The sequence below is a fragment of the Streptomyces silvisoli genome (assembly GCF_029269905.1).
GTDB lineage: Bacteria > Actinomycetota > Actinomycetes > Streptomycetales > Streptomycetaceae > Streptantibioticus_A > Streptantibioticus_A silvisoli_A.
Genome location: NZ_JARJBC010000015.1, coordinates 39,058 through 62,093 on the forward strand (window position 1 = coordinate 39,058; position 23,036 = coordinate 62,093).

Below are 23,036 nucleotides of genomic sequence, written 5' to 3' on the forward strand. Positions count from 1 at the left end.
GTCGATGCCCACCTCCTAGTATCTCCGTTCCCGGGCCGCATACGAACAAGAGGGGTTGACCGATCGGTGGAGTTCGCTGGTGGTGGACGGCTCGAAGTCCGCATTACCCCCTCTGACGTGGGAAAACGTGTATCGGTGCGGAGGGTAGCGGAGATCGTCGGCGCTCGCCCGGTATTCACCGACGCCGTAGGGCTTCTCACATCCTGGAACGAGGGTGTGCTCATCATCACACGACGGAACGGCGAGGCCGTCCACATCCCGGAACGGTCGCTGGTGGCGGGCAAGGTGGTCCCCGACCGTCCGGCCCGCCCACGCCGTATGGCGCCGCCCACCGCGACCGCGCACGAACTGCAGGAACTCGCCTCGCGCGGCTGGCCCGCGCTGGAGACCGAGCGGCTCGGCGACTGGCTGCTGCGCGCCTCCGAGGGGTTCACCAGAAGGGCCAACTCCGTGCTGCCGCTGGGCGATCCGGGGCTGCCGCCCGATACCGCGATCCGCCGGGTCCGGGACTGGTACGGCGAGCGGGGGCTGGTGCCGTATGTCCAGGTCGCCACCGGAACGACGGATTCCGATGAGCGCCTTGACGACGGGTTGGCCCGGGACGGCTGGACCGCGGAGGCGCACACCCTGGTCTACACCGGCCCCGTCGCACCGGTCGCCGACGGTCCGGGAGCCGAGCGGGTCACGCTCAGCCGGGCGCCGGACGCCGGCTGGCTGGCCCGCTACCACCGCACCGGCGAGCTGGCCGAAGCCGCGGTGCGGGTGCTGACCGGGGGACCGTCGGTGTGGTTCGCCACGGTGCCCGGCGACGAGACGGGCCCGGCGGCGATCGGGCGGTGCGTGGTGGACGGGCGCTGGGCGCAGTTCGGCGCGGTGGAGGTGGACCCACGGCGACGGCGGTCGGGGCTGGCCACCGCGGTGCTCGCGGCACTCGCGGGCAAAGCGCTGGATGAAGGCGCCACGGGCGGGTATCTCCAAGTGGAGGAGGAGAACGAGGGCGCCCGCGCCCTCTACGAACGGATGGGCTTCACCGCCCACCACGGCTACCACTACCGCCGCGCCCCACAGGGCGGCACCAGGTAGGTGGCGCGTCATGGACAACATCGTCGACAGGCGGCGCCGGTTCGCTGAGGCCGCGCGCGGTGAGTGCCCCGACCTCGCGCTGCTGTGCCTGCTGGTCGGAGCGGAGGCCGCGACCGGGTTCGACCAGACCGTGATCGCCGACGCCCTGGGCGAACTCGACCGGCTGGCCGACGAGGTCGCCCGGCAGCGCACCGGTGACGGGCCGGGGGCCTGGGCCCAGGTGCTGGCCGAGGTACTGGGCGGGCGCCATGGATTCCGCGGCCTGCCCTCGGACTACGGGCGGCTGGAGTCCTCGCTGCTCCACCATGTGCTGCGGCGCAGACGCGGGCTGCCGATCCTGCTGTCGGTGGTGTGGATCGAGGTGGGACGACGCCTCGGCGCGCCGGTGTACGGGGTGGGGCTGCCCGGGCACTTCGTGGTCGGCATCGGTGAGCCGGACGCCGGCCAGGTGCTCGTCGACCCGTTCAACGGCGGACGCCAACTGGCCGCCGGGGACGCCGAACTCCTGGTGGCGGGCGCCCTCGGCAGCACCGGGACCGCGCTGTCGGCCGGCATGTTCGCGCCCGCGGAACCGCTGGACATCGTCGCCCGGGTGCTCAACAACATCCGGGCGTGGGCGGCGGCCCGCCCCGAGCACAGCGGGGTACAGCTCTGGGCGATCGAACTCGGCCTGCTGTTGCCCCACCATCCGGCCGGGCTGCGCCTGGAGCGCGCCCAACTGCTGGTGCAGCGCGGCGAGTTCGCCACCGGCGCGGCGGAGATGGAGGCCTACGCGGAGTTGGTCGCCTCGATGGATCCGGCGATCGCCGACGGCATCCGGCAGCGCGCCCGCTCGGCCCGCGCCCTGCTCAACTGACCTACCGGGCAGGCCCGGTCAGAGCCAGCCCTTCTCCTTGGCGATGCGGACCGCCTCGGAGCGGTTGCGTGCCCCGGTCTTCTGGATGGCGGTGGACAGGTAGTTGCGCACGGTGCCCTCCGACAGGTGCAGCGCCTTGGCGATCTCGGAGTTGACCGCGCCATCGGCAGCCGCGCGCAGCACATCGCGCTCCCGGGCGGTGAGCGGATCCGCGCCCTCGGCGAGGGCCGCCGCCGCCAGCATCGGGTCTATGACCTTCTCCCCGCGCAGCACCCGCCGTACCGCGTCGGCGAGTTGGGCCGCCGGGGCGTCCTTCACCAGGAAGGCGTCGGCGCCCTGCTCCATGGCCCGGCGCAGATATCCCGGGCGCCCGAATGTGGTGACGATGACGACCTTGACGCCCGGTAGCTCTCTGCGCAGTTGCGCGGCGGCGTCGATGCCGGTCATCCCCGGCATCTCGATGTCGAGCAACGCCACGTCCACCGCGTGCTCACGGGCCGCGGCGACCACCTCGTCGCCCCGCGCGACCTGCGCGACAACATCGATGTCCTCCTCCAGCCCGAGCAGCGTCGCCAACGCCTCTCGCACCATGGACTGGTCCTCGGCGAGGAGGACTCTTATAGATCTTATGGGCCGCTCGCCGGGCGTGTCTGTCATAACGGCAGCCTAGCCAGCAGAAAGCCCCGCCTGGGCGCCTTGTGGACAGCGCACGGACGGGGCCGATCATCAAGGGGACGGAGCGCTACTGCCCGCCTCCGTGCGGGTTGCCTCGGTCCCCGCCGTCGCTTCCGGTTGGCTCGTCTGAGCCGGTGCCCTGGTGCTTCTCGTCATCGCCGTCCACGTCACACCTCCCTTACCGGTACCGGATTCCCGGGGTTGTCCAGCCAGACCGTGTGCCCGTTCGCCGACACCGTGAGCCCGAACCGTTCAAACCCGGGTTGCCCCTGCTGGTTCCACCAGCGCCAAGCCGTCTCCAGCTCATCCCAAAGGTTCCGGGCGCCGGACTGCATGACCTCGTACTGCGTCCGTCCCTTCTCGTAGTCCACCGTCGCCCACGAGGTAACTGCGGTGTCGTGCAGCCACAGGCGGTAGGCGCCATCCGATCCCCAGCAGACCCGACAGAAGAGCCCTGGGACCTGAACCCCTATGGCGAACATGTGGATCCAGTCGCCCACATCGTCCGGTGAGAGCGTCGTCATGCTCTTGGCGCCGTCGGCGGGCCATTCCTCGCCGTTCAGGTAAGCCCTGGTGGGCGGTAGGTCCTTGCGCTGGGCACGTAGCCGCATGAACGCCGAGGAACCCACGAACGGACCGGCCGCCGCGCCCTCATCAGCGACGGTGAGACGTGCGACGGCTTCCCCTCCGTAGGTCGGCCCCCAGGGAGCGACGATCACGCCGCCCGGTCTGGTCTGCTCGATCCACTCACGCGGAACGCTGCCGATCGAGCACGTGGCGATCACGCGGTCATACGGGGCACCCTCCGGGTATCCCTTCGCACCGTCGCCGACAACGGCCAACGGCTCGAACCCCGCTGCGCTCAGACGTGCCCGCGCATCCCTGGCGCTGGCCTCGTCCACCTCGACTGTGACGACGTTCTCAGCGCCCAACCGGTGCGACAGCAGTGCGGCGTTCCAGCCGGTACCCGTGCCGATCTCCAACACCCGGTTCCCCGGCTCGACGCTCAGCGCGTCCAACATCGAAAAGACCATGGTGGGCATGGAGTTGGAGCAAGACGGACTCTTGCCCTTGCCAGGGCCGGTGTACGCGCCGTCGTCCCATTGGGTCGTGATCGGCGCGTCCGAGTAGACAGCCCTCCACCACACGTCCGGCTCGTCGGCTCGCATGACCCGATCACTCTGCCGGTTCATGCCCGCACGTCCCGGCCAAATGGTGTCCGGCACGAACAGATGCCGGGGCACCGCTTGATAGGCAGGAAGCCAATCGCTCGTAAGCGAGCCCTTTTCGATCAGCGCGGAGGCCAGCCGTTCAGGACCGGCCCCCGCCTCGTGCTGCTCGCTCACTTACTTCCCGTCCGCCGGGTTCTGCCCGTCGTTGGTGTTACCGCCCTCGTCGGAGCCGCCCCCGCCGTGCTTGTTGCCGGAGTCGGAGTCATCCTGCGGGTTCCCTCCGGGGGCTGCCATGGTCATCCACCACTGTTCCATTTGGTTCCCTCCCTGTATCGATGGTGCTCAAGGCATGGGGGGACATGGGGTCGCCCAGCACCTTGTGGGCGTCTTTGAGCACGTCCGCGCCCATGGCAAGCTGCGCCGCTTCCATGTCGTCAGCGAGGCGGGACAGAAACCCGCCCGTGTCGTTCGTGCTCAGTAGGCAGCGGCGCCCGTCGTCCGTCGTCCAGGGCAGCAACCGGGCTGTGTGCCCTGATGACGCGTCGGCAAGGTCACGCCGTCGCTGCCGGTCGCCTTCCGTTCTCTGCATCGGTTCGGCCCCCTATGCCGGTGGTCAGTAAGGGGACCGTATGAGCGCGCACAGCTCCAATCCACGGGCACGGAACGGTAGTTCAGCAGCGCAGCGCGCCGAACTACCACGCTTCGCAGTGGCTCAGCCAGCGACTCCGAGGTGTGCCGCCATGCTCCGCATCTCTTCGGTCAGCGTGCGCTTACGGGTCTTGAGAAGGTCGGTCATCACATACCGTGCCATGGGCTGGTGCGTGAGCCACTCGCCGGACGTACGGCGGAGTTGCACAAGTTCGTCCATGGCGTCTTGGTGCGACCCGAGCATGACATGAGCGCGGGCAACGTCGAGCCGGTGACGGCCCCAGTTCGGGGCGGTGGGCTTGCCGAAGTTGCGCACCGACTTGTCACTCAAGATCCCGTCATCAGCTCGTCGGAGCACACCCCGAGCGTCCCCTACAAGCGACAGATCCTCAACGGCCTTTAGTTCCGCTGTCACGGGGCCGAACCCTCCCCAGTGCTGGGGAAAGTTCTCGGATTCCGTGTTCAGCGCACTAGCAGCCGTTGCTGCCATCCTGCGGGCTTCCTGCGTCACGTCCGGCCGGTTGTTGCGCGCTGATGCCGCAGCGACCCTCAGCCACAGCTCACCCCACACAGCGAGACACACCGGGGCCGCTTCCGACATGCGCGGCTCGATCTCCGCTGCCGTCTGCGCTGCAAGCTGTTCCGCCTCGTCGAATCGGTCCTGCCGCAACAACAGCCAGCCAAGGCCCACAACACCCGTTGCCGCCAACTGAGTTTGGCCAGCCTCGCGGGCAAGTTTGATCGCCTCGACAAGCGCGAAGTAACCCATGTCGTACTGCCGTACCTGCGTCAGGTACTTGCCCGCGAGTAGCAGCGCATGGCAGCGGGCGATCATCGCGTGTTGCTGATCTTCACCCTCAAGGGTGGACACGGCAGCTTCAGAGCTACGCAGGAGCGAGGGAAGACGCTTTGCGACCGCCCCGTACTGGTCGGCCCAGTAGAGCGCGTGACTCTCCTGCACACCCCTACGAAGCGCGTTCAGCTCTCCGGCCTCCCCAGGGTCCGACAGGGGCGCCGCAAGCCCTACAGCGGGCATCAGCGCGCGTCGCAGCTCCGCGAGGTAGCGGCGGTTCGCCTCATCCTGCGGACCGAGGACGGACTTTGGCGCCTCAGTGGCGAACAGCGCCGACGTGGAGACCCCCAGCGCGCGGGCAAGGGCCGCAAGGGTCTCCATGGACACATGCCCGCCTTGCTCCACCTTGCGAACGGTGCTCAGCGAGAGGTCCGCCGCTTCCGCCAATGCTTCCTGACTCAGTCCGGCCGCGCGGCGGTACTTCCTGACGTTGTCAGCCAACCCAGTTGACATAGCCTCACCGTCCCCTCACGTTCAGCGTATGCCCGCCCGCTAGCCGACCAACGCCGATCAGTCAACACAGCCGTCTGACACGGCGAACTCTTCCGTTTTCGCCGACACCCCCCGGGTCCCCATTTCGCGGCCGTGTGCGCGCTCATGGGGCCAGGGTCACCCTCGCTGTAAGTGCCACACTTTTACCCCGCCCCGGTATGTACGATGATCCATCGACGGTCACGGGGCTCGTTGGAGTCCAGCCCGTCCATGTCGAAGATGACGCGGGCCTTGCCGATGACAGGTCTTCCGCGCCCTTGCGGCTGAACCGGTCGATGGCGTACGCCCAGAGAGCCGGAACTTCGCTGTCAGCGAGCACCCGCAAGGCACGGTCAAAGTCGGAGCGCTTCACGTCCTTGAAGCCGCTCGTAATGTCCTTCCACACCTTCCGCACCGCGTACCCCTGGCGGTGCCCCCAACGGTGCCCCTGCTCCCGCTGGGCATCGGTGCTTTGTTCGCGCCGGTGATCGTCGTCCTTGAGCCGCTTGCTCTTGCGGGTGTACAGGTCAAGCTGGTTCGGCTCGGTCTTCCCACAGATGGTGCAGGCGTACTCGGTCGCCATGACTGCTCCGCTGGCTGGTAGGTGTGAACCCTTCTCACGAAGCAGTGAGCGAGTCGATGGCCTGCGATCAGAGAAAGTGCAGGTCAGACCCTAGGTATCTAAGGGTTCACTCCTCCTCGGCCAGCAGCACCCTGATCATTGGTGCAGCGTAGCGAGCCATCCGGACACCCCGGCAAGGCTGTGGATCACGCCTGTGGATAACGCGCCGCCCCGGGCGTCTCGTCAGTGTCGGGCCGCTCGTGCCACACGGTGCGCAGCGGCACATAGGCGCCGAGCGAGAAGCCACCACGCTTCGAGGGGCCGGTGCGCAGCCATCCGCCGGAGAGCGTCAGGCGTTCCTCCAGGCCGCCCAGGCCGTTGCCCAGATGGTGGGCGCGGCCGGGGCCACGGCCGTCGTCGGCGACCTCCAGGCGCAGATAGCGGCTCTCGTCCGCCTCCCAGACCTCGTCCAGCGTCAGCGAGCAGTGCTTGGCGCCGCTGTGCCGGATCACATTGGTCACCGCCTCGCGCAGCGCCCAGGCCAGCGCGCCCTGCTCCTCGGCGCCGAGCCCCGGGTACTGGTCCTCCAGCGGCAGGTCCAGCGAGGGCGAGATGTCCACCTCCATCCCGGCGGTCCGCAGCGCGGTGCGCGCCCCGGCCAACTCCACGCCGACGGTGGGCCGTCGGTAGCCGCTGACCGCCTCCCGGACGTCAACCAGGGCCTGCCTGCTGACCTGTTCGATGTCGGCCACCTGCTTGGCCGCCTCCTCGGGCTTGTCCGGCAGCATCCGCCCGGCCAGTTCGCTCTTGAGCGTGATCAGGGACAGCGAGTGGCCCAGCAGATCGTGCAGATCGCGGGCGAGCCGCAGCCGCTCCTCGGCCGCCGCGAGCCGGGCGACGGTCTCCCGCGCCTCCCGCAGCTCCCGCACCATCCGGCCCATCTGGCCGACGCCCGTCATCGCCGCGCCGCCCAGCAGCGCGGGGAAGAAGATCGAGTAGACGTCCCACTCCCTGGTGCCGAGCAGCGAACCGACCGCCAGGATCGTCAACGCGCAGAGCGGCACCGCCCACAGCACATGCCGGATCGGCAGCAGCACCCCGAGGCTGACCGTCACATAGGTGAACATCACCAGCCACGGCGGACCGAGGGTGAGGGACAGGGCCAGCGCGAGCGCGAACAGACCGCACACGATGGCCAGTTGCCACCAGGTCGGCATGTCGCGCCGCGGCCGCCGGTTCAGCAGCAGGTACAGATACGAACCGACAAACAGCACCAGCCCCGCCCAGCCCAGCGCGACCGCCACCGTCGAGTGCCGTCCCGAGGCCAGGTCGCCCACCGCCGACCCCAGGTAGAGCAGGTAGATGAGCGCCCAGCACAGCTTGCTCCACTGCTGGAGACGGTTCTCCGGGGCGCGCCCCATCATCGCGAGGAAGGTTTCCCTGTCCCTCCCCGCGTCCGTGCGCTCGTCCACCGTCATTCGTTGTCCCTTACGCCTTGAGGGTGTCCTTGCGGTACAGCCATGCTGCCCCGCCTGCGAAGACCAGCAGGTAGGCGACGAGCAGCGAGATGTCCCGCAGATGGGGAGCGTTGCCCTGCTCGATGGCGTGGCCCAGACCGGCGTAGGCGTAGGTGGGCAGCCACTTCGCTATGTTCTGCAGCCACTGCGGGAAGACCGTGGACGGCATCCACAGACCGCCGAGGATGGACAGCGCGAAGTACGTGATCATCGTGATCGGGCGGACCGCGTCACCGGAGGCCATGTAGCCGATGGCGACACCGAGGGCGGCGAAGACCATGCTGCCCGCCCAGATGGCGAAGGTGAGGGCGGCCCACTGCCAGGCCTGCAAGTGGACGCCCTTGACCACCGCCGCGACCACCTCCACGATCACGATCGCGGGCAGGGTGACGGTCGCCATCGAGGCGATCTTGGAGATCACATAGCCATGGCCGGGCAGCGCGGTCAGCCGCAGCTGCCGCACCCAGCCCTTCTCCCGCTCCTTGGCGATCCGCTCGCTGTTGCCCATCAGCACGGCGGTCAGCGCGCCGAAGGAGGCCATCCCGACCATGTAGTACAGCTGCATGGACAGGTTGGTGTGCGGGATCATGTCCGTCTTGCTGGACGAGCCGGAGATCATCAGGAACAGCGCGGCCGGATAGATCACGGAGAAGAACATGAACCTCTTGTTCCGCAGCGTCCGCGTGATCTCCAGCTTGATCAGGGCGCCAGAGGCGAAGGTGTTCATCGTGCCGCCTCCTCAGCGGTCGCAGCGTCGGTGATCGCTATGAAGGCCTGCTCAAGTCCGAGCCCGGCGACCTCCAGATTGCGGGGGTACAGGCCCAGCCCGTAGATGGCGTGCGTGGTGGCGTCCGCGTCGGTGGACTGGATGCGCACCGTGCGTCCGGAGACGCTGAGCGCGGTCAGGGACGGCAGCCCGCGCAGCGCGGCCTCGTCCACCTGGCCGTCGAGGTCGAAGACGATCCGGCGGGCACCGGCCTTCGCCTTGATCTCGGTCGCCGAGCCGTCGGCGAGCACCCGACCGCGGTGCAGCACGATCACCCGGTCGGCGATCGCGTCCGCCTCCTCCAGGTAGTGGGTGGCGAACAGGACCGTACGGCCCTGCGCCGCCTGCTGGCGCATCGTGGCCCAGAAGCTCTGCCGCACGGTGACATCCATACCCGTGGTGGGCTCGTCCAGGATGATCAGGTCGTTGGCTCCGGCGGTGGCGATGGCGAAGCGCACCCGCTGCTCCTGGCCGCCGGACAGCTTGTTGACCATCCGGTCGGCTATCTCGGTGATCCCGGCGTGCTCCAGCACCCGCTGCACCGGGTAGGCCTTCGGGTGCAGGTCACAGGCGAGCTTGACCAGCTCGCGGACCTTCACCTCCTCCATCAGTCCGCCGCTTTGCAGCATCGCGCCGACCTTGCCCTCGGCGATCGCCCGCGCCGGAGTGGTGCCGAAGACCTCGATGGTCCCGGAGTCCGCGTTGCGCAGGCCGAGCAGCAGATCGAGGGCGGTGGACTTGCCCGCGCCGTTCGGCCCGAGCAGCGCCACCGTCTCGCCTGGGTGCAGGTCGAGGCTGACGTCGTTGACGGCCTTGACCTGGCCGAAGGACTTGTTCACCCGCGAGAAGCGGACGGCCGGGGTGGCCGTGTCCCGCTTCTGCGGCGTCGGTGCGGCTGTTGCGCTCATGGGGACAATCCTCGCGGGTCCCGCGAGGCGGCGGCAGTGCCGGTCATCGTGTTCTGGGGATGACAGATGTCATACCCGGACCATGACGGCGCTCCCATGGCGCTCCCACGAGCAGGGCCGCGGCGGTCGTCCTGCGACCACCGCGGCCCGGTGGAGCTTTCGCCGCGGCCTCAGTTGGCCACGTTCTGGATCACCGCGGTCTTCTCCGGCGCGGTCTTGGCGAGCGCCGGCAGCATCGCCGATGCCACGTCCTGCGGGGTGACCGGCGTCTTGGTGCCGATGCCGCGCTCCAGCAGCACCCCGTCGAAGGCGTTGCCGTACAGCTCCCTCAGGACCGCGAGGTCGATGTGGAGCGTCATCTTCCCGTTGCCCGGCGCGGGGACGATCGTGAGGATCTTGCTCAGCGACTTCTGCGGGCTGAACAGCACCGAGTGCGTTCCGGCCGTCACGGTGATCTTCCCGGACATCGCCGGATCGCCGATGTTCTTGATCGCCTCGTTGAGCTGGGCCTGGGTGACCTGCGGCTGGTGCGTGGTGACCGCCAGGTCGATCGGGTCGTTCTTGCCGGTCTCCGCGCGCTGGGTGTAGGCGGCGGTGATCTTCTGCACCGAGGCGTCCGCGTCAACGGCCTGGTACGGGGTGCCGGGTACGCCGACCGGCTTGCCGTCAACGAACTTGACCATGCCGTCCGAGCCACCGGTGCTCGGCGACAGGGTCTGCAGCTGGCTGCGCAGCTTCTCCTGGTCGACGTCGACCGTGGGCGCCACCACGTGCTTGCCGCCGAACAGGGAGCCGATCACGGAGATCGGGTTGTAGTCGCGGTGCGCGACCTGGCTGACCGAACCCCGGGTGTCGATCGACAGTCCGGCGAGTTCCGGCTTGAGCTGCTTGTCCTGGTTCCCGATGTGCACGGTGATCGGAGCGGTGCCCCGGTCGCCCACCGCCGCGTCCAGTGCCTTGACCGCCTCGTCCCGGGTCTTGCCGCCTATGTCGACGCCCAGCACGGTGGTGCCTGTCGGCACGTCGGCGTGGTCCATCAGCAGCCCCGCCGCGTAGGCGACGCCGACCACGGCCAGCACCGCGATCCCGGCGAGTGCCACCTTGGAGCGGCCCTTGCGCGCGGCCTTGGCCGACGGCTTGGACTTCCCGCCCCCGTCCGACCCGGCGGGCGGCTTCGGCGCGGCGGGCGGAACGGGCGCGGTCACCGCGGGGATGCCGCTGACCAGGGTGTCGCCGGAGACGTGGTCGGCCAGCCCGTCGGACGCCGCACCGTCGCGTGCCTCGGCGGCGGCCGACGGCATATACATGCCCCCGGTCACGGGCCCGGTGGTCGGACCGCTCGGCACCTCGGGAATGTCCGGCGTGCCACCCGCCGAGGGGAAACCGGGGAACGGCACGCCACCGGGCGGCGGCCCGCCCAACGGCCCCTGCTCCCCCGCGCCGCCGTCGCCACCGAGCCGCCCCCCGAACGGCTCCGGCGAGGACGCGGGCGAACCGGCACCAGGGAAGACGGGATCGCCCGGACCGGAGGCCGAAGGAGCCGCCCCGGGGAACAACGGATCGCCCGAACCGGACGGCAGCCCGGAGGCCGCGGGGCCCGCCCCGGGGAAGAGCGGATCACCAGACGCCGAAGAACCCGGCGCACCCGGACTGTCGTCCAGATACGGGATGTTGGGCTGCCCGGAGCCCGGCCCACCCGCGCCCGGCGCCGAAGCCCCGGGCGGCGTCGCGGGCTTCTGCCGGGCGGCGGGCTGGGCGGCCGGAGCCACCGGCTTGCGCGGCGCGAACCAGTCGCTGGCACCCGCCCCGCCCTTGTCCGCACCGCCCGTGCCGGTCTGCGCCGCCTCGGTGCCGCGCGGGGCGGCGGCACCGTCCGCGGGCGAGGAGGCGCCCTGCGGCGCCCAGTTGGCCCGCGCACTGCCGCGCCCGGAAGCGGAAGCGGAAGCAGAAGCGGAATCGTCCTGACCGCTCTCGCCCTCGGCTCCTTCGGAGACCGGGGTGCGCACCACCACCGGCGGAATCGGCCGCGAGCCCGGGATGTTGATCCGGATCCGGGTGGTCAGCGTGGTCTCGGTCTTCGGCTCGGCGGGCGCGGGCTCAGGAGTCTCCTGGCCGCCCGCGGCAGCTGCCGGGGTGCCCGGTACCCCGCCGACGCGCGGTTCCTCCTGCGGTCGCGGCGACGGATACTGGCGGGTTCCGTACGGCGGTGTCCCGGACGGGTACGCGGCGCCGCCGCGACCCTGGGGTCCTGAGGACGAACTGTCAGTTTCACGGCTCAAAGCAGGTTCTCCCGGTTAGCTTCGCCACCCGTCACGGCCATCAGCAGGCGGCTCGCCAGCGCGCACCACCATACTGGCCAGCGTCGGGAACGGCCCGGCGACCGCCGATCCGACCGACCGTCAGCCCATCACACAGGTGTCATCCGGTACCAAGTCGGGCGCCCGGGGCGCCCGGAGGCGTTTGACGCGGTAGAGTGGCACAGATCACGCCCACCGCCATACCGCCCAACAGGTAGATGTACGGGCCGAGGCCCGCCGCGAACAGGAAGTCGCCTTCGGGGCGGGTGACGCTGAGGTACATGACCGTGAGGAACCACAGCACGGTCGGCACCGCGGCACCCAGCCGGTTACGGGTGAGTTGGGAACCACCGTAGAAGAGTCCCACGCAGCCCGCCAGCGCGAGGATCAGTCCTCCCGGGAACCAGCCGTCCTGGACGACCGCCCCGGCGGCGGCGACCAGCACCCCGAGGATCCCCAGGACCACGTACTGCACGATGCGCACTGCCGCGTTCACACCTCCGTTCCGGCGAAGAGGTCGCCGGCCCTCCCGGCCGGCTGGTGACCACGCACCATACGGTAGTACTCCACGGCGAACAGCGGCTGTCCAAGGTCGTTCGACAGGGCGAAGAACGGGCCGTCGACCACGATCTGGGTAGCGTGCGCGCGCATCGCCGCGGCCTTCCGCCCGACGTACGCCGAGCCGTCCACGGCGACGGTCGCCTCGTCGTCGTCCACCACGCCTGGCACGTCGGCCATCGACGCGACGCCCGCGAACCCGGTGTTCGAGCCCGCCGCCCGCAGCCGGGCGAAGCCCTCCTCGGCCGCGGAGCGCGGTACGCAGTTCCAGTAGACCTTGGCGATCGCGTGCGGCGCGCCGAGGTCCGGCCGGAAGCCGGGTTCGGCGGCCAGGTCGGCGGCGAGCATGGCGACCCGGTGGGCCTGGATGTGATCGGGGTGCCCGTATCCGCCGTTCGGGTCATACGCCACCATGACCTGCGGCCGCACCTCGCGGATCACGGCGACCAGATGCCCGGCCGCCTCGTCCAGGTCGGCCTGCCAGAAGCAGTCCGGGCGTTCGTTCTGCGGGGCGCCCATCATCCCGGAGTCGCGGTACAGGCCGGGGCCGCCCAGGAAGCGGTGGTCGGTGACCCCGAGTTCGCGCATGGCGGCGGCCAGCTCGCCGATGCGGTGCTCGCCGAGGATGTTGTCCCGGTCTGACGTCAGGTGCGCCAGTTCGGGCGGGACGACCTCGCCCTCCTCGCCCAGGGTGCAGGTCACCAGGGTGACGTGGGCACCCTCCGCGGCGTACTTGGCCATCGTGGCGCCGTTGTTGATGGACTCGTCGTCGGGGTGCGCGTGGACGAGCAGCAGTCGTCGAGCGGGCAGCCCGTCCGGGCCGTCGGATTCGGTCATACCCGCAGCGTATGGCCTGAGCCGGTCAGAACTTGAAGTTGCCGATCATGCTCGCCACGTTCGTGGTCAGCTCCCGGATGGTGGGCGCCACGGAGGAACTGGCGAGGAAGAACCCGAGCAGTACACAGACGAGGGCGTGCAGGCCCTTCAGTCCGGACTTGTTGACCAGCAGGACCACGATGATCAGCAGCAGCAGCACCGCCGAAATCGAGAGTGCCACAACGGCTCACCTCCAGGTACACACCCACGGGACCTTGCCATCCGGGTATTACAACCTACGGCAACTGATCATAACTTTCCGTGAGTCCGCATACCTCGGTGCACGGATGCATGTGGGGGCGCACGCTTGTGCGCACCCACGGTGCGCACTTCGCGGCCTCGGAGGCAACACCCCCCGCCTGCCTGGGAAGATGAGGGCTTCCTGGGTAACTCCTGTGAGAAATCACCGCGTTGACACCTCTCCGACGGGGCCTCCATCACTGGTGCGATGTGTTCTACGCAACAGCTCAGGGAAGTTCCTGCCCACCTGCCCCGACCACCGCCCCAGGCGCGGCGCGGACTCAACGTGGGGTGTGCCGGAGTCTCCCGACGCGACCCGCGCAGCACCGCGACCGTCCGACGAAGCAGGCGGTGCGCGGCGCCCCGGCACTCACTCCCGCCCCCCGGGCAGCGGAGCGCAACGCCAGGCAAAGGCGCAGGGCAACGTGGCCGGGGAAGCACAAGCCGCCACGGCGCAGTCGCGCACCGACACCCGAGGCCGACCGTGCGCAACGGCGGGCAGAGGGCGAGGGCAAACGGGTGGGCGGACGGGCGAACCATACGCAACGCCACCGCGAGCGCATAGCGTCACCGCATGACCTTCCCCAAACAGCACGCCAGAACCCAGCGGTTCACCCTGGGCGCCCCCAGATCCTTCTCCCCCTCACCCGACGGCGACCGGGTAGCCTTCCTCCGCTCACCGTCCGGTACGGACCGCGCCAACCTGCTCTGGCTCCTGGACACCGCGACGGGCGACGAACGCGTCGTGGCCGACCCCCGCACCCTCCTCGCGGGCGCGGAAGAGGAACTGAGCCCGCAGGAGCAGGCGCGGCGGGAACGCAGCAGGGAGGGCTCGGCCGGGATCGTCGGCTACGCGGTGGACCAGGCCGTCGAGTTGGCCGCGTTCACCCTCTCCGGCCGCCTGTTCGCCACCGAGCTGCGCGTGGGCACCACGCGTGAACTTCCCGTGCCCGGACCGGTGATGGACCCTCGGCCCTCCCCCGACGGCCGCCTGATCGCATATGTCGCGCAGGGCGCCCTGCGCGTCGTCCACGCGGACGGCGGCGGCGACCGCGCGCTTGCGGAGCCCGGGGACCAGCGGCACACCTGGGGCCTGGCGGAGTTCATCGCCGCCGAGGAGATGGGCCGCCATCGCGGCTTCTGGTGGTCGCCGCGCAGCGACCGGCTGCTGGCCGCGCACGTGGACGAGTCCCCGGTGCGGCGCTGGTGGATCGCCGACCCGGCGCATCCGTCGAACCCCCCGGCCGAGGTCGGCTACCCCGCCGCCGGTACCCCCAACGCGCGAGTCACCCTGGCGCTGCTCGGCCTGGACGGCACGCGCACCGAGGTGGCCTGGGACCAGGACCGCTATCCGTATCTGGCCCGGGCGCACTGGTCGGCGTCCGGTCCGCCGCTGCTGCTGGTGCAGTCCCGCGACCAGCGCTCCCAGGTCTATCTGTCGGTGGACCCGGAGACCGGCGGGACGACGCCGGTCCGCCAGGAGACGGACCCGGTGTGGCTGGAGCTGTTCTCCGGCGCCCCGGCCTGGACCCCGGACGGTGAACTGGTCCGGATCGCCGACCAGGACGACGCCCGGGTGCTCATGGTGGCCGAACGGGCGCTGACCGATGCGCGGCTGCACGTGCGGGCGGTGCTCGACGTGGCCGAGGACGGCATCCTGGTGTCGGCCTCGTCCGGAACCGAAGCGGAAGCCCAACCGGACGCGAGGGCCGGTGAGTTGGGCGAGGTGCATGTCTACCGGGTCACGGAGCGCGCCGTGGAGCGCCTGTCCCCGACACCGGGCGTGCACTCGGCCGTACGCGGCGGCCCGTTGACAGTGGTGTCCTCCTCCTCCCTGGACCACCCCGGCGCGAGGGTGCGGGTACTGCGCGACGGCAAGGAGATCGCCCGGATCGCCTCGCACGCCGAGCCCCCGCTGTTGACCGCGCGGCCGACGCTGGTGGCGGTGGCCGAACGCCGCATCCCGGCCGCCGTGCTGCTGCCCACCGGCTACCAGGCGTCGGACGGTCCGCTTCCGGTGCTCATGGATCCGTACGGCGGCCCGCACGGCCAGCGGGTGGTGGCCGCACACAACGCGCATCTGACCTCGCAGTGGTTCGCCGACCAGGGCTTCGCGGTGATCGTCGCGGACGGCCGCGGCACGCCGGGCCGCTGTCCGGCGTGGGAGAAGTCCATCGCAGGGGACTTCGCCGGGGCGACGCTGGACGACCAGGTGGACGCGCTGCGCGCGCTGGCCGCCGACCATCCGCTGGACCTCGGCCGGGTGGCCATCCGCGGCTGGTCGTACGGCGGTTATCTGGCGGCGCTCGCGGTGCTGCGCCGTCCCGACGTCTTCCACGCGGGCGTCGCCGGCGCACCGGTCACCGACTGGCGGCTGTACGACACCCACTACACCGAGCGGTACCTGGGGGACCCGGCGGAATCCGGGAACGTGTACGACGCCAACTCGCTCGTCACAGAAGCGGGTTTGTCCGTACCAGCGGAACACGCACGGCCATTGATGATCATTCACGGTCTGGCCGATGACAACGTAGTCGCGGCGCACACGCTGCGACTTTCCTCGGCACTGCTGGCCGCGGGCCGCCCCCATGAAGTGCTGCCGTTGTCCGGCGTAACGCACATGACTCCGCAGGAGCAGGTGGCGGAGAACTTGCTGCTGCTCCAGGTCGACTTCCTCAAGAAGTCTCTGGGCATGGCGTGACAACCGGCGAGGAATGGTTCAGGCGTCCTCCCGAGAATTCCGAACAGTAGGACACCACTGGGGGTGGTGTCACTACCGGTGACGAAATTCCCCGAGGACTCCAGCGGGCCGCGGGACCGACCGGTACACGGGCGATCGACCGGGGCATAAGCGGACCACCCCGGTCGATCGACGGCACCCGCACGGCCGTACGGTGTTCAGCGTGAAGCGTCCGTATATCGGTGATGCGACAGTCAAGTTGCCGGAATGTTAAGTCACTTGATGCCCGTTTAGGCACCTTCGCCCCAATGAATTGATCATTGTCAAGCACGCGGGCGCGGCAATCCGCAAAATCTTCGCTCAAGAAGCTGAAGAACATCACTTTCCCAGGGTTCCCCCTCTTGACTCCGCAATGAATCCATTGCGAAAGTCCGCACAACCCGCGGCATTCACTCAAAGCCGCGTCGACCCACTGCGCGGGGATGGAAGCCCAATGACCAGTCCTACTCAGGCAGCGACGGAGCCGGAGCCCGTTCCTGAGGACGCCACAGCGAACAGTTCCGGTTCCAAGATCGCCCCGGAACTCGTCGGGCGCTCCCCCAGGCAACTGGCCTGGCTCCGCTTCAAACGGGACCGGACCGGCATCGTGTGCGCCGTCATCGTCGGGATCTTCATCCTGATCGCGATCTTCGCGCCGGTGATCACCGCGGTCACTGGCAAGAGCCCGTACAAGCTCTACGGGCAGGACGACAACCTGCTCAACTCCTACGGCTACCCGATCAAGCCGAACGGCGGGATCGACGGCAGCCACTGGTTCGGCATCGAACCGAACCTGGGCCGGGACATCTTCGCGCTGCTGGTCTACGGCATCCGCACCTCGCTGGGCATCGCGCTGTGCGTGACGATCCTGTCGGTGGTCGCCGGTGTCGCGGTCGGCCTCTTCCAGGGTTACGCGGGTGGCAGGACCGACTACTTCGTCGGCCGGTTCTCCGACCTGATGATGTCCTTCCCCCAGCAGCTGTTCTTCATCGCGTTCACCCCGGTCATCGCGGCGGTCTTCGTCAAGCCGGGTGACCAGGAGTCGACGACCATCCGCTTCCTGGCGCTGGTGCTCGTCCAGTTCGCGCTCGGCTGGATGAGCCTCGGGCGCCTGGTACGCGCCCAGGTGCTCAGCCTGCGCGAGCGCGAGTACATCGAGGCGGCCAAGCTCAGCGGCGCGTCCTCGTGGCGCATCATCCGCAAGGAGCTGCTGCCCAATGTCTGGAGCACGATCCTTGTCCAGGCGACCCTGCTGCTTCCGGTCAACGTCACCGCGGAGGCGGGCCTGTCGTTCCTCGGCGTCGGCATGCAGAACCCCACTCCCGACTGGGGGTTGATGTTCCAGGACGCGGCGCAGTTCTACCAGTCCGACATCACCTACATGTTCTTCCCCGGCATCGCGATGGCGGTCTTCGTCATCGCCTTCAACCTGCTCGGGGACTCGGTCCGGGACGCTCTCGATCCCAAGACCATCCGTTGAGTGTCCAAGGTCGCCGCAGCCGGGTCCCGGCAGGCCGACTTCCAGGCAGTCGCAGATCAGTGACAGGCAGGAATCCATGAGAATGCGTAAGACTCATTACGCCGCGGTGCTGGCGGTGGGGGCGCTGAGCCTGAGCGCGTGCAGCAGTGGGGGCGGCGGGGGCGCGGGCGGGGGCACGGCCGACGTCGCGAAGCCCACGGTGCAGACCATCACCGTGGGCACGGCGGCCGACTCGCAGGGCCCGGCTCTGGCGGTCGACGGTGCGAAGAAGGGCGGCACGGTCAACGACCTGGAGCAGTCCGACTTCAACCACCTCGACCCCGGCCAGCTCTACGTCAGCAACCAGCAGGCGATAGCCTCGCTCTACAGCCGCACACTGACCGGGTACAAGATCGACCCGAAGACCGGTTCCGAGAAGCTCGTAGGCGACCTGGCGACCGACACCGGTGACCCCTCGGCCGACAAGAAGACCTGGACGTACCACCTCAAGGACGGCCTCAAGTACGAGGACGGCACCCCGATCACGTCCCAGGACATCAAGTACGGCATCGAGCGCCTCTACGCCGACTTCGAGACCGAGGGCCCGATCTACGTCCAGACCTGGCTGTCGGGCACGGACTACCGCAAGACCTACCCGGGACCGTACGGCGGCAAGGACCTGCCGGACTCGCTGATCTCCTGCCCGGACAGCAAGACCATCGTCTTCCACTTCCAGGCCCCGCACGCGGACGCTCCGTACGCGATGTCGATGCCGAACATCTCGCCGATCCCCAAGTCCAAGGACACCAAGCAGAAGTACGACCTGCACCCGGTCTCCACCGGCCCGTACAAGATCGAGAGCTACAACCCGGGCAAGTCGCTGGTCCTCACCCGCAACACCTACTGGGACCCCAAGACCGACCCGATCCGCGACGCCTACCCGGACAAGTGGAACTTCGAGATCAACGTTCCGGACCCGGGCCTGACGCAGCGTCTGATGGCGGGCGCCGGTGACGACAAGGACGCCCTGTCGCTCTCCCAGTCCGCGGCCCCGACGCAGATGGCGGCGATCCTGAGCGACCCGAAGTACAAGACGCGCACCGTCAACCAGTACCAGCCGTTCGTCGACGTGCTCTCCATCAACACCTCTCGGGTCAAGGACCCGAAGGTGCGCCAGGCGATCGAGTACGCCTTCCCGATGAAGCAGGTGCAGCAGGCGCTCGGCGGCGAGGCGCAGGGGGAGATGGCCAGCAACCTGATCAGTCCGACCGTCAGCGGCTTCAAGCCCTACGACCCGTTCGGCAAGCTGACCCACCCCAACGGCGACCCCGAGAAGGCCAAGGAGCTGCTGAAGGAGGCCGGGGTCTCCAACCTGAAGCTGACCCTCGCCTTCGCCAACAACGACAAGTGGCAGAACTTCGCCAGCACCTTGAAGAACGCCTTCGCCAAGGCGGGTATCAACCTGCAGCTGCAGTCGCTGGACCTGACGTCGTACTACACGCTGGTCGGCAAGGTGAACAACCCGTACGACCTGTACCGCACCGGATGGGGCGCGGACTGGCCGAACGGCTCCACCGTCATCCCGCCGACCGAGGACGGGCGGCAGATCGCCGACGGCAACCCCAACTACGCGCACCTGAACGACCCGCACGTGAACTCCGAGATCGACCGGATCAACGCGATCACCGACCTGTCGCAGCAACAGGCCGCCTGGGAGCAGTTGTCGGAGTACATCGTGAAGAACGACGTCCCGGCCATCCCCTACGCCTACGACAAGTTCTTCGGGATCTACGGTGAGGGTCTCGGCGGCGTGACCTACCGCCAGGACCTCGGTGTCATCAACGCCAACACCGTCTACGTGAAGTAGGAACCGCACCAACCGGATTGGCGCGCCGGTCCTGTCCCGACGGGGGCGGGACCGGCCGCCTCCGGCCGGATCGGCCTGGAACCACTTCCCCTCCGACCGTGACGCCGACGCCAACGGCGCCGCCCCCCTTACGGAAGATCCCGACCAATGCTCCGATTTCTCGTACGCCGGGTGCTCGGCGCCATCGTCATCCTCATCCTGATCAGCGCCGTCACCTACTTCCTCTTCTTCGCCCTCCCGGCCGATCCAGCGCTGCTGTCCTGCGGCAAGAACTGCGGGCCGCAGCAAGTCGCGCTCATCCACCACAACCTGGGGCTGGACCAGCCGATCCCGGTCCAGTACTGGCACTACATGGTCGGGCTGTTCGCCGGCCGTGACATGCCGATCGGACACTGCAACGCCCCGTGCTTCGGCTTCTCCTTCGCCAACCAGCAGCCGGTGTGGGACATCATCAAGGACCGCTACCCCACCACGCTGACCCTCGCCATCATGGGCGCGGCCATCTTCCTGACCATCGGTGTCGGACTCGGCCTCATCTCGGCCGCCAGGCAGGGCTCGCTGTTCGACAAGGTCGCCAGCGGCATCTCCCTCACCGGCCAGTCGGTGCAGATCTACTTCATCGGCCCGCTCGCCATCTACCTGTTCGCCGACACCCTCGGCTGGCTGGACCGCGGTCATGACGTGGACTGGGCGCACGACCCCGTCGGCTCCATCACCAGGATGATCCTGCCCGCGCTGGTGATGTCGGTGATCTTCTGGTCCAACTACAGCCGCCAGACCCGGTCGTTGATGGTGGAGCAGCTCTCCGAGGAGCATGTGCGCACCGCCCGGGCGAAGGGCATGAGCTGGCGCTACGTCTTCTTCCGGTACGCGCTGCGCGGTGCGATGGGCCCCATCGTCACCATCTTCGGCATCGACCTCGGCTCCGTCTTCGGTGGCGCGATCATCACCGAGACCACCTTCGGACTGCACGGCATCGGACAGCTGGCGGTGGCCGCCGTGCTCCAGACGGACCTACCGCTGGAGATGGGCGTGATGCTGTTCAGCGCCGCGTCCATCGTCCTGTTCAACGTGCTGATCGACGCCTCGTACGCCTTCATCGATCCGCGGATCCGGCTCGCATGACCGGCCCGTCCGCCCCGCCCCACGCACCGCTTCCCAGGAGACCCCTCCCATGACCACCCTCACCCAGCCCGAAGGGCAGGCGTCGCCCCAGGACGCGGGCGCTCCGTTCCTCTCCGTGCGTGATCTGTACGTCCGGTTCGCCACCGAGGACGGGACCGTCAAGGCGGTGGACGGACTCTCCTTCGACCTGGAGCGCGGCAGAACGCTCGGCATCGTCGGCGAGTCCGGATCCGGCAAGTCCGTCACCAACCTCGCCGTGCTCGGCCTGCACAACCCCCGCAACACCGCCATCAGCGGCGAGATCGTGCTGGACGGCCAGGAGTTGACCGGCGCCACGAACAGGACGCTGGAGAAGCTGCGCGGCAACAAGATGGCGATGATCTTCCAGGACTCGCTGACCGCGCTCTCCCCGTACTACACGGTCGGCCGGCAGATCGCCGAACCGTTCCGCAAGCACACCGGGGCGAGCAAGAAGGAGGCCCGGGACCGGGCGGTCGAGATGCTGCGCAAGGTCGGTATCCCGCAACCGCAGACCCGGGTGGACGACTTCCCGCACCAGTTCTCCGGCGGTATGCGGCAGCGCGCGATGATCGCGCTCGCGCTGGTCTGCGACCCGGAGCTGCTGATCGCCGACGAGCCGACGACCGCACTCGACGTGACGGTGCAGGCGCAGATCCTCGACCTGCTCAAGGACCTCCAGCAGGAGACCGGCACCGCGATCATCTTCATCACCCACGACCTGGGCGTGGTGGCCAACGTCTGCGACGACGTGCTGGTGATGTACGCCGGGCGGTGCGTGGAGCGGGGCAGCGTCCGGGACATCCTCAAGACCCCGCAACATCCCTACGCATGGGGCCTGTTGAGTTCCATCCCACGGCTGTCCGCCTCGGTGGACGCGCCGTTGCAGCCGATCAAGGGCACCCCGCCGAGCCTGCTCAACCCGCCGTCCGGCTGCCCGTTCCATCCACGCTGCGCGTTCCGCGACGAGGTGGGCGGCACCCTGTGCCAGGACGAGCGTCCGCCACTCGCGCTGGAGGACGGCAGGGGGTCCGCCTGCCATCTCGCGACCGAGCAGAAGCAGTCAATCTTCGCCGAGCGGATCCAGCCGTTGCTGGGCCGAGCAGGCTGATCAGGAGCCGAGGAAACACCGATGAGCGACCCCACGTTGTCCCCGGAGCAGACCCCCGAACCTCCGAGCCGCCCCACCCTGGACAAGCCCGCCGCCGAACGGCGCGCCGGAGAGCCGCTGTTGGAGGTGTCCGGGGTCACCAAGCACTTCCCGGTGCTGGACGGCTTCCTCTTCAAACGGCAGGTCGGCGCCGTCCAGGCGGTGGACGGGGTGGACTTCCACGTACGGGCGGGCGAGGCCCTCGGCCTGGTCGGCGAGTCGGGGTGCGGCAAGTCCACCACCGGTCGGCTGGTGACCCGGCTGCTGGAGCCGACCGCGGGAAAGATCAGCTACCGCGGGCAGGACATCACCCACGCCAACCGCAAGCAGCTCGCGCCGATCCGCTCCGAGATCCAGATGATCTTCCAGGATCCGTACGCCTCGCTCAATCCGCGGCAGACCGTCGGCAACATCATCTCCGGGCCGATGGAGATCAACGGGGTCAATCCGCAGGGCGGCCGGGAGAAGCGGGTCCGTGAGCTGCTGGAGATCGTGGGCCTCAACCCCGAGCACTACAACCGGTTCCCCCACGAGTTCTCCGGCGGTCAGCGGCAACGCATCGGTGTGGCCCGGGCGTTGGCCCTGCAGCCCAAGCTGATCGTCGCCGACGAGCCGGTGTCCGCGCTGGACGTGTCCATCCAGGCGCAGGTGGTCAACCTGTTGCAGGAACTCCAGAGGGAGATGGGCATCGCGTTCCTGTTCATCGCCCATGACCTGGCCATCGTGCGGCACTTCTCGCAGCGGGTCGCGGTGATGTACCTGGGCAAGATCGTGGAGATCGGGGACCGGGCGGACATCTACGAGCGGCCGCGGCATCCCTACACCCACGCCCTGCTGTCCGCCGCGCCGGAGGCCGACCCCGACGACGACCGGGAACGCATCCGGCTCGCCGGTGATGTGCCGTCGCCGATCAACCCGCCGTCGGGGTGCCGGTTCCGGACACGGTGCTGGAAGGCGCAGCAGAAGTGTGCGGACGTGGAGCCGCCTTTGGTGCGGCTGCACGGGAACGAGTCGGGGCACCTCACCGCCTGCCACTTTCCGGAGGAGCCGACCATTGCCGGGCGGGAGGAGGACGTGATCCTGGATCCGGCCCTGGCGGCCATAGAGGAGGCGTAGGCGCCTCGCGCACCCGCGCACCACTGGCGGAGTGAGGGGCGGCCCCGGCGCGCCCCGACCCACCCGCGGAGGGGCGCGACGGCAAGCAGAAAGCCCACGT

General features: G+C 69.0%; 19 protein-coding genes. 8 read left to right on the forward strand and 11 right to left on the reverse strand.

What is annotated here, in order from left to right; genetic code table 11:
* Positions 1-66 precede the first annotated feature (66 nt).
* Together P3G67_RS22670 and P3G67_RS22675 are read left to right on the forward strand one after the other, a co-directional pair.
* Positions 67-1,083 (forward strand): GNAT family N-acetyltransferase, encoded by a 1,017-nt coding sequence (locus P3G67_RS22670; protein WP_276095103.1) that lies wholly within the window; start codon positions 67-69, stop codon positions 1,081-1,083.
* A gap of 10 nt (positions 1,084-1,093) precedes the next feature.
* On the forward strand, positions 1,094-1,939 hold the full coding sequence (locus tag P3G67_RS22675; RefSeq protein WP_276095104.1) for a SirB1 family protein: 846 nt from the start codon (positions 1,094-1,096) through the stop codon (positions 1,937-1,939).
* 18 nt (positions 1,940-1,957) lie between these two features.
* Here P3G67_RS22675 and P3G67_RS22680 read toward each other — a convergent pair whose 3' ends face one another.
* The 11 genes from P3G67_RS22680 to P3G67_RS22730 form a co-directional block, all read right to left on the reverse strand.
* Positions 1,958-2,596 carry a response regulator transcription factor gene (locus P3G67_RS22680; RefSeq protein ID WP_276095105.1) on the reverse strand — a complete coding sequence of 213 codons (639 nt, stop codon included), beginning with the start codon at positions 2,594-2,596 and terminating at the stop codon, positions 1,958-1,960.
* Positions 2,597-2,781: 185 nt separating this feature from the next.
* Positions 2,782-3,960 carry a methyltransferase domain-containing protein gene (locus P3G67_RS22685; protein WP_276095106.1) on the reverse strand — a complete coding sequence of 393 codons (1,179 nt, stop codon included), beginning with the start codon at positions 3,958-3,960 and terminating at the stop codon, positions 2,782-2,784.
* Between the two features lie 538 nt (positions 3,961-4,498).
* Positions 4,499-5,740: a helix-turn-helix domain-containing protein gene (locus P3G67_RS22690; RefSeq protein ID WP_276095107.1), complete on the reverse strand. Its 1,242-nt coding sequence runs from the start codon at positions 5,738-5,740 to the stop codon at positions 4,499-4,501.
* A 142-nt stretch (positions 5,741-5,882) separates the two neighbouring features.
* A complete protein-coding gene (locus P3G67_RS22695) occupies positions 5,883-6,341 on the reverse strand; it encodes a recombinase family protein (protein WP_276095108.1) in 459 nt (152 codons plus the stop codon).
* A 185-nt stretch (positions 6,342-6,526) separates the two neighbouring features.
* Positions 6,527-7,798 (reverse strand): sensor histidine kinase, encoded by a 1,272-nt coding sequence (locus P3G67_RS22700; RefSeq protein ID WP_276095109.1) that lies wholly within the window; start codon positions 7,796-7,798, stop codon positions 6,527-6,529.
* A gap of 10 nt (positions 7,799-7,808) precedes the next feature.
* Complete coding sequence (locus P3G67_RS22705; protein WP_276095110.1) at positions 7,809-8,564, reverse strand: ABC transporter permease; 756 nt, start codon at positions 8,562-8,564, stop codon at positions 7,809-7,811.
* Positions 8,561-9,511: an ABC transporter ATP-binding protein gene (locus P3G67_RS22710; RefSeq protein WP_276095111.1), complete on the reverse strand. Its 951-nt coding sequence runs from the start codon at positions 9,509-9,511 to the stop codon at positions 8,561-8,563. Before P3G67_RS22710 ends, P3G67_RS22705 begins: the two co-directional genes overlap by 4 nt.
* A 170-nt stretch (positions 9,512-9,681) precedes the next feature.
* A complete protein-coding gene (locus tag P3G67_RS22715) occupies positions 9,682-11,790 on the reverse strand; it encodes a hypothetical protein (RefSeq protein WP_276095112.1) in 2,109 nt (702 codons plus the stop codon).
* A 139-nt stretch (positions 11,791-11,929) separates the two neighbouring features.
* Positions 11,930-12,304 carry a DUF6113 family protein gene (locus tag P3G67_RS22720; protein WP_276095113.1) on the reverse strand — a complete coding sequence of 125 codons (375 nt, stop codon included), beginning with the start codon at positions 12,302-12,304 and terminating at the stop codon, positions 11,930-11,932.
* Complete coding sequence (gene mshB / locus P3G67_RS22725) at positions 12,301-13,203, reverse strand: N-acetyl-1-D-myo-inositol-2-amino-2-deoxy-alpha-D-glucopyranoside deacetylase (RefSeq protein ID WP_276095114.1); 903 nt, start codon at positions 13,201-13,203, stop codon at positions 12,301-12,303. Before mshB ends, P3G67_RS22720 begins: the two co-directional genes overlap by 4 nt.
* A 25-nt stretch (positions 13,204-13,228) precedes the next feature.
* Complete coding sequence (locus tag P3G67_RS22730) at positions 13,229-13,423, reverse strand: hypothetical protein (protein WP_269853418.1); 195 nt, start codon at positions 13,421-13,423, stop codon at positions 13,229-13,231.
* A gap of 633 nt (positions 13,424-14,056) precedes the next feature.
* Here P3G67_RS22730 and P3G67_RS22735 point away from each other — a divergent pair.
* The 6 genes from P3G67_RS22735 to P3G67_RS22760 all read left to right on the forward strand — a co-directional run bounded on the left by P3G67_RS22735 (position 14,057) and on the right by P3G67_RS22760 (position 22,936).
* Complete coding sequence (locus P3G67_RS22735; protein WP_276095115.1) at positions 14,057-16,183, forward strand: S9 family peptidase; 2,127 nt, start codon at positions 14,057-14,059, stop codon at positions 16,181-16,183.
* A 472-nt stretch (positions 16,184-16,655) separates the two neighbouring features.
* Positions 16,656-17,681 carry an ABC transporter permease gene (locus P3G67_RS22740; protein ID WP_269853420.1) on the forward strand — a complete coding sequence of 342 codons (1,026 nt, stop codon included), beginning with the start codon at positions 16,656-16,658 and terminating at the stop codon, positions 17,679-17,681.
* A gap of 82 nt (positions 17,682-17,763) precedes the next feature.
* Positions 17,764-19,527, forward strand: a complete 1,764-nt coding sequence (locus P3G67_RS22745) for an ABC transporter substrate-binding protein (RefSeq protein WP_276095116.1) — start codon at positions 17,764-17,766, stop codon at positions 19,525-19,527.
* 147 nt (positions 19,528-19,674) lie between these two features.
* Complete coding sequence (locus P3G67_RS22750; protein WP_276095117.1) at positions 19,675-20,652, forward strand: ABC transporter permease; 978 nt, start codon at positions 19,675-19,677, stop codon at positions 20,650-20,652.
* Between the two features lie 49 nt (positions 20,653-20,701).
* Positions 20,702-21,781 (forward strand): ABC transporter ATP-binding protein, encoded by a 1,080-nt coding sequence (locus P3G67_RS22755; RefSeq protein ID WP_269853423.1) that lies wholly within the window; start codon positions 20,702-20,704, stop codon positions 21,779-21,781.
* A gap of 21 nt (positions 21,782-21,802) precedes the next feature.
* Positions 21,803-22,936, forward strand: coding sequence for an ABC transporter ATP-binding protein (locus P3G67_RS22760; protein ID WP_276095118.1), 1,134 nt, complete (start codon positions 21,803-21,805; stop codon positions 22,934-22,936).
* The last annotated feature ends 100 nt before the right edge of the window (positions 22,937-23,036 follow it).

Bases quoted from the DNA above. Each gene is read 5' to 3' on its own strand.
- P3G67_RS22675 (WP_276095104.1), top strand. From the start codon at position 1,094: ATGGACAACATCGTCGACAGGCGGCGCCGGTTCGCTGAGGCCGCGCGC.
- P3G67_RS22680 (WP_276095105.1), bottom strand. From the start codon at position 2,596: ATGACAGACACGCCCGGCGAGCGGCCCATAAGATCTATAAGAGTCCTC.
- P3G67_RS22690 (WP_276095107.1), bottom strand. From the start codon at position 5,740: ATGTCAACTGGGTTGGCTGACAACGTCAGGAAGTACCGCCGCGCGGCC.
- P3G67_RS22695 (WP_276095108.1), bottom strand. From the start codon at position 6,341: ATGGCGACCGAGTACGCCTGCACCATCTGTGGGAAGACCGAGCCGAAC.
- P3G67_RS22700 (WP_276095109.1), bottom strand. From the start codon at position 7,798: ATGACGGTGGACGAGCGCACGGACGCGGGGAGGGACAGGGAAACCTTC.
- P3G67_RS22705 (WP_276095110.1), bottom strand. From the start codon at position 8,564: ATGAACACCTTCGCCTCTGGCGCCCTGATCAAGCTGGAGATCACGCGG.
- P3G67_RS22710 (WP_276095111.1), bottom strand. From the start codon at position 9,511: ATGAGCGCAACAGCCGCACCGACGCCGCAGAAGCGGGACACGGCCACC.
- mshB (WP_276095114.1), bottom strand. From the start codon at position 13,203: ATGACCGAATCCGACGGCCCGGACGGGCTGCCCGCTCGACGACTGCTG.
- P3G67_RS22735 (WP_276095115.1), top strand. From the start codon at position 14,057: ATGACCTTCCCCAAACAGCACGCCAGAACCCAGCGGTTCACCCTGGGC.
- P3G67_RS22740 (WP_269853420.1), top strand. From the start codon at position 16,656: ATGACCAGTCCTACTCAGGCAGCGACGGAGCCGGAGCCCGTTCCTGAG.
- P3G67_RS22745 (WP_276095116.1), top strand. From the start codon at position 17,764: ATGCGTAAGACTCATTACGCCGCGGTGCTGGCGGTGGGGGCGCTGAGC.
- P3G67_RS22750 (WP_276095117.1), top strand. From the start codon at position 19,675: ATGCTCCGATTTCTCGTACGCCGGGTGCTCGGCGCCATCGTCATCCTC.
- P3G67_RS22755 (WP_269853423.1), top strand. From the start codon at position 20,702: ATGACCACCCTCACCCAGCCCGAAGGGCAGGCGTCGCCCCAGGACGCG.
- P3G67_RS22760 (WP_276095118.1), top strand. From the start codon at position 21,803: ATGAGCGACCCCACGTTGTCCCCGGAGCAGACCCCCGAACCTCCGAGC.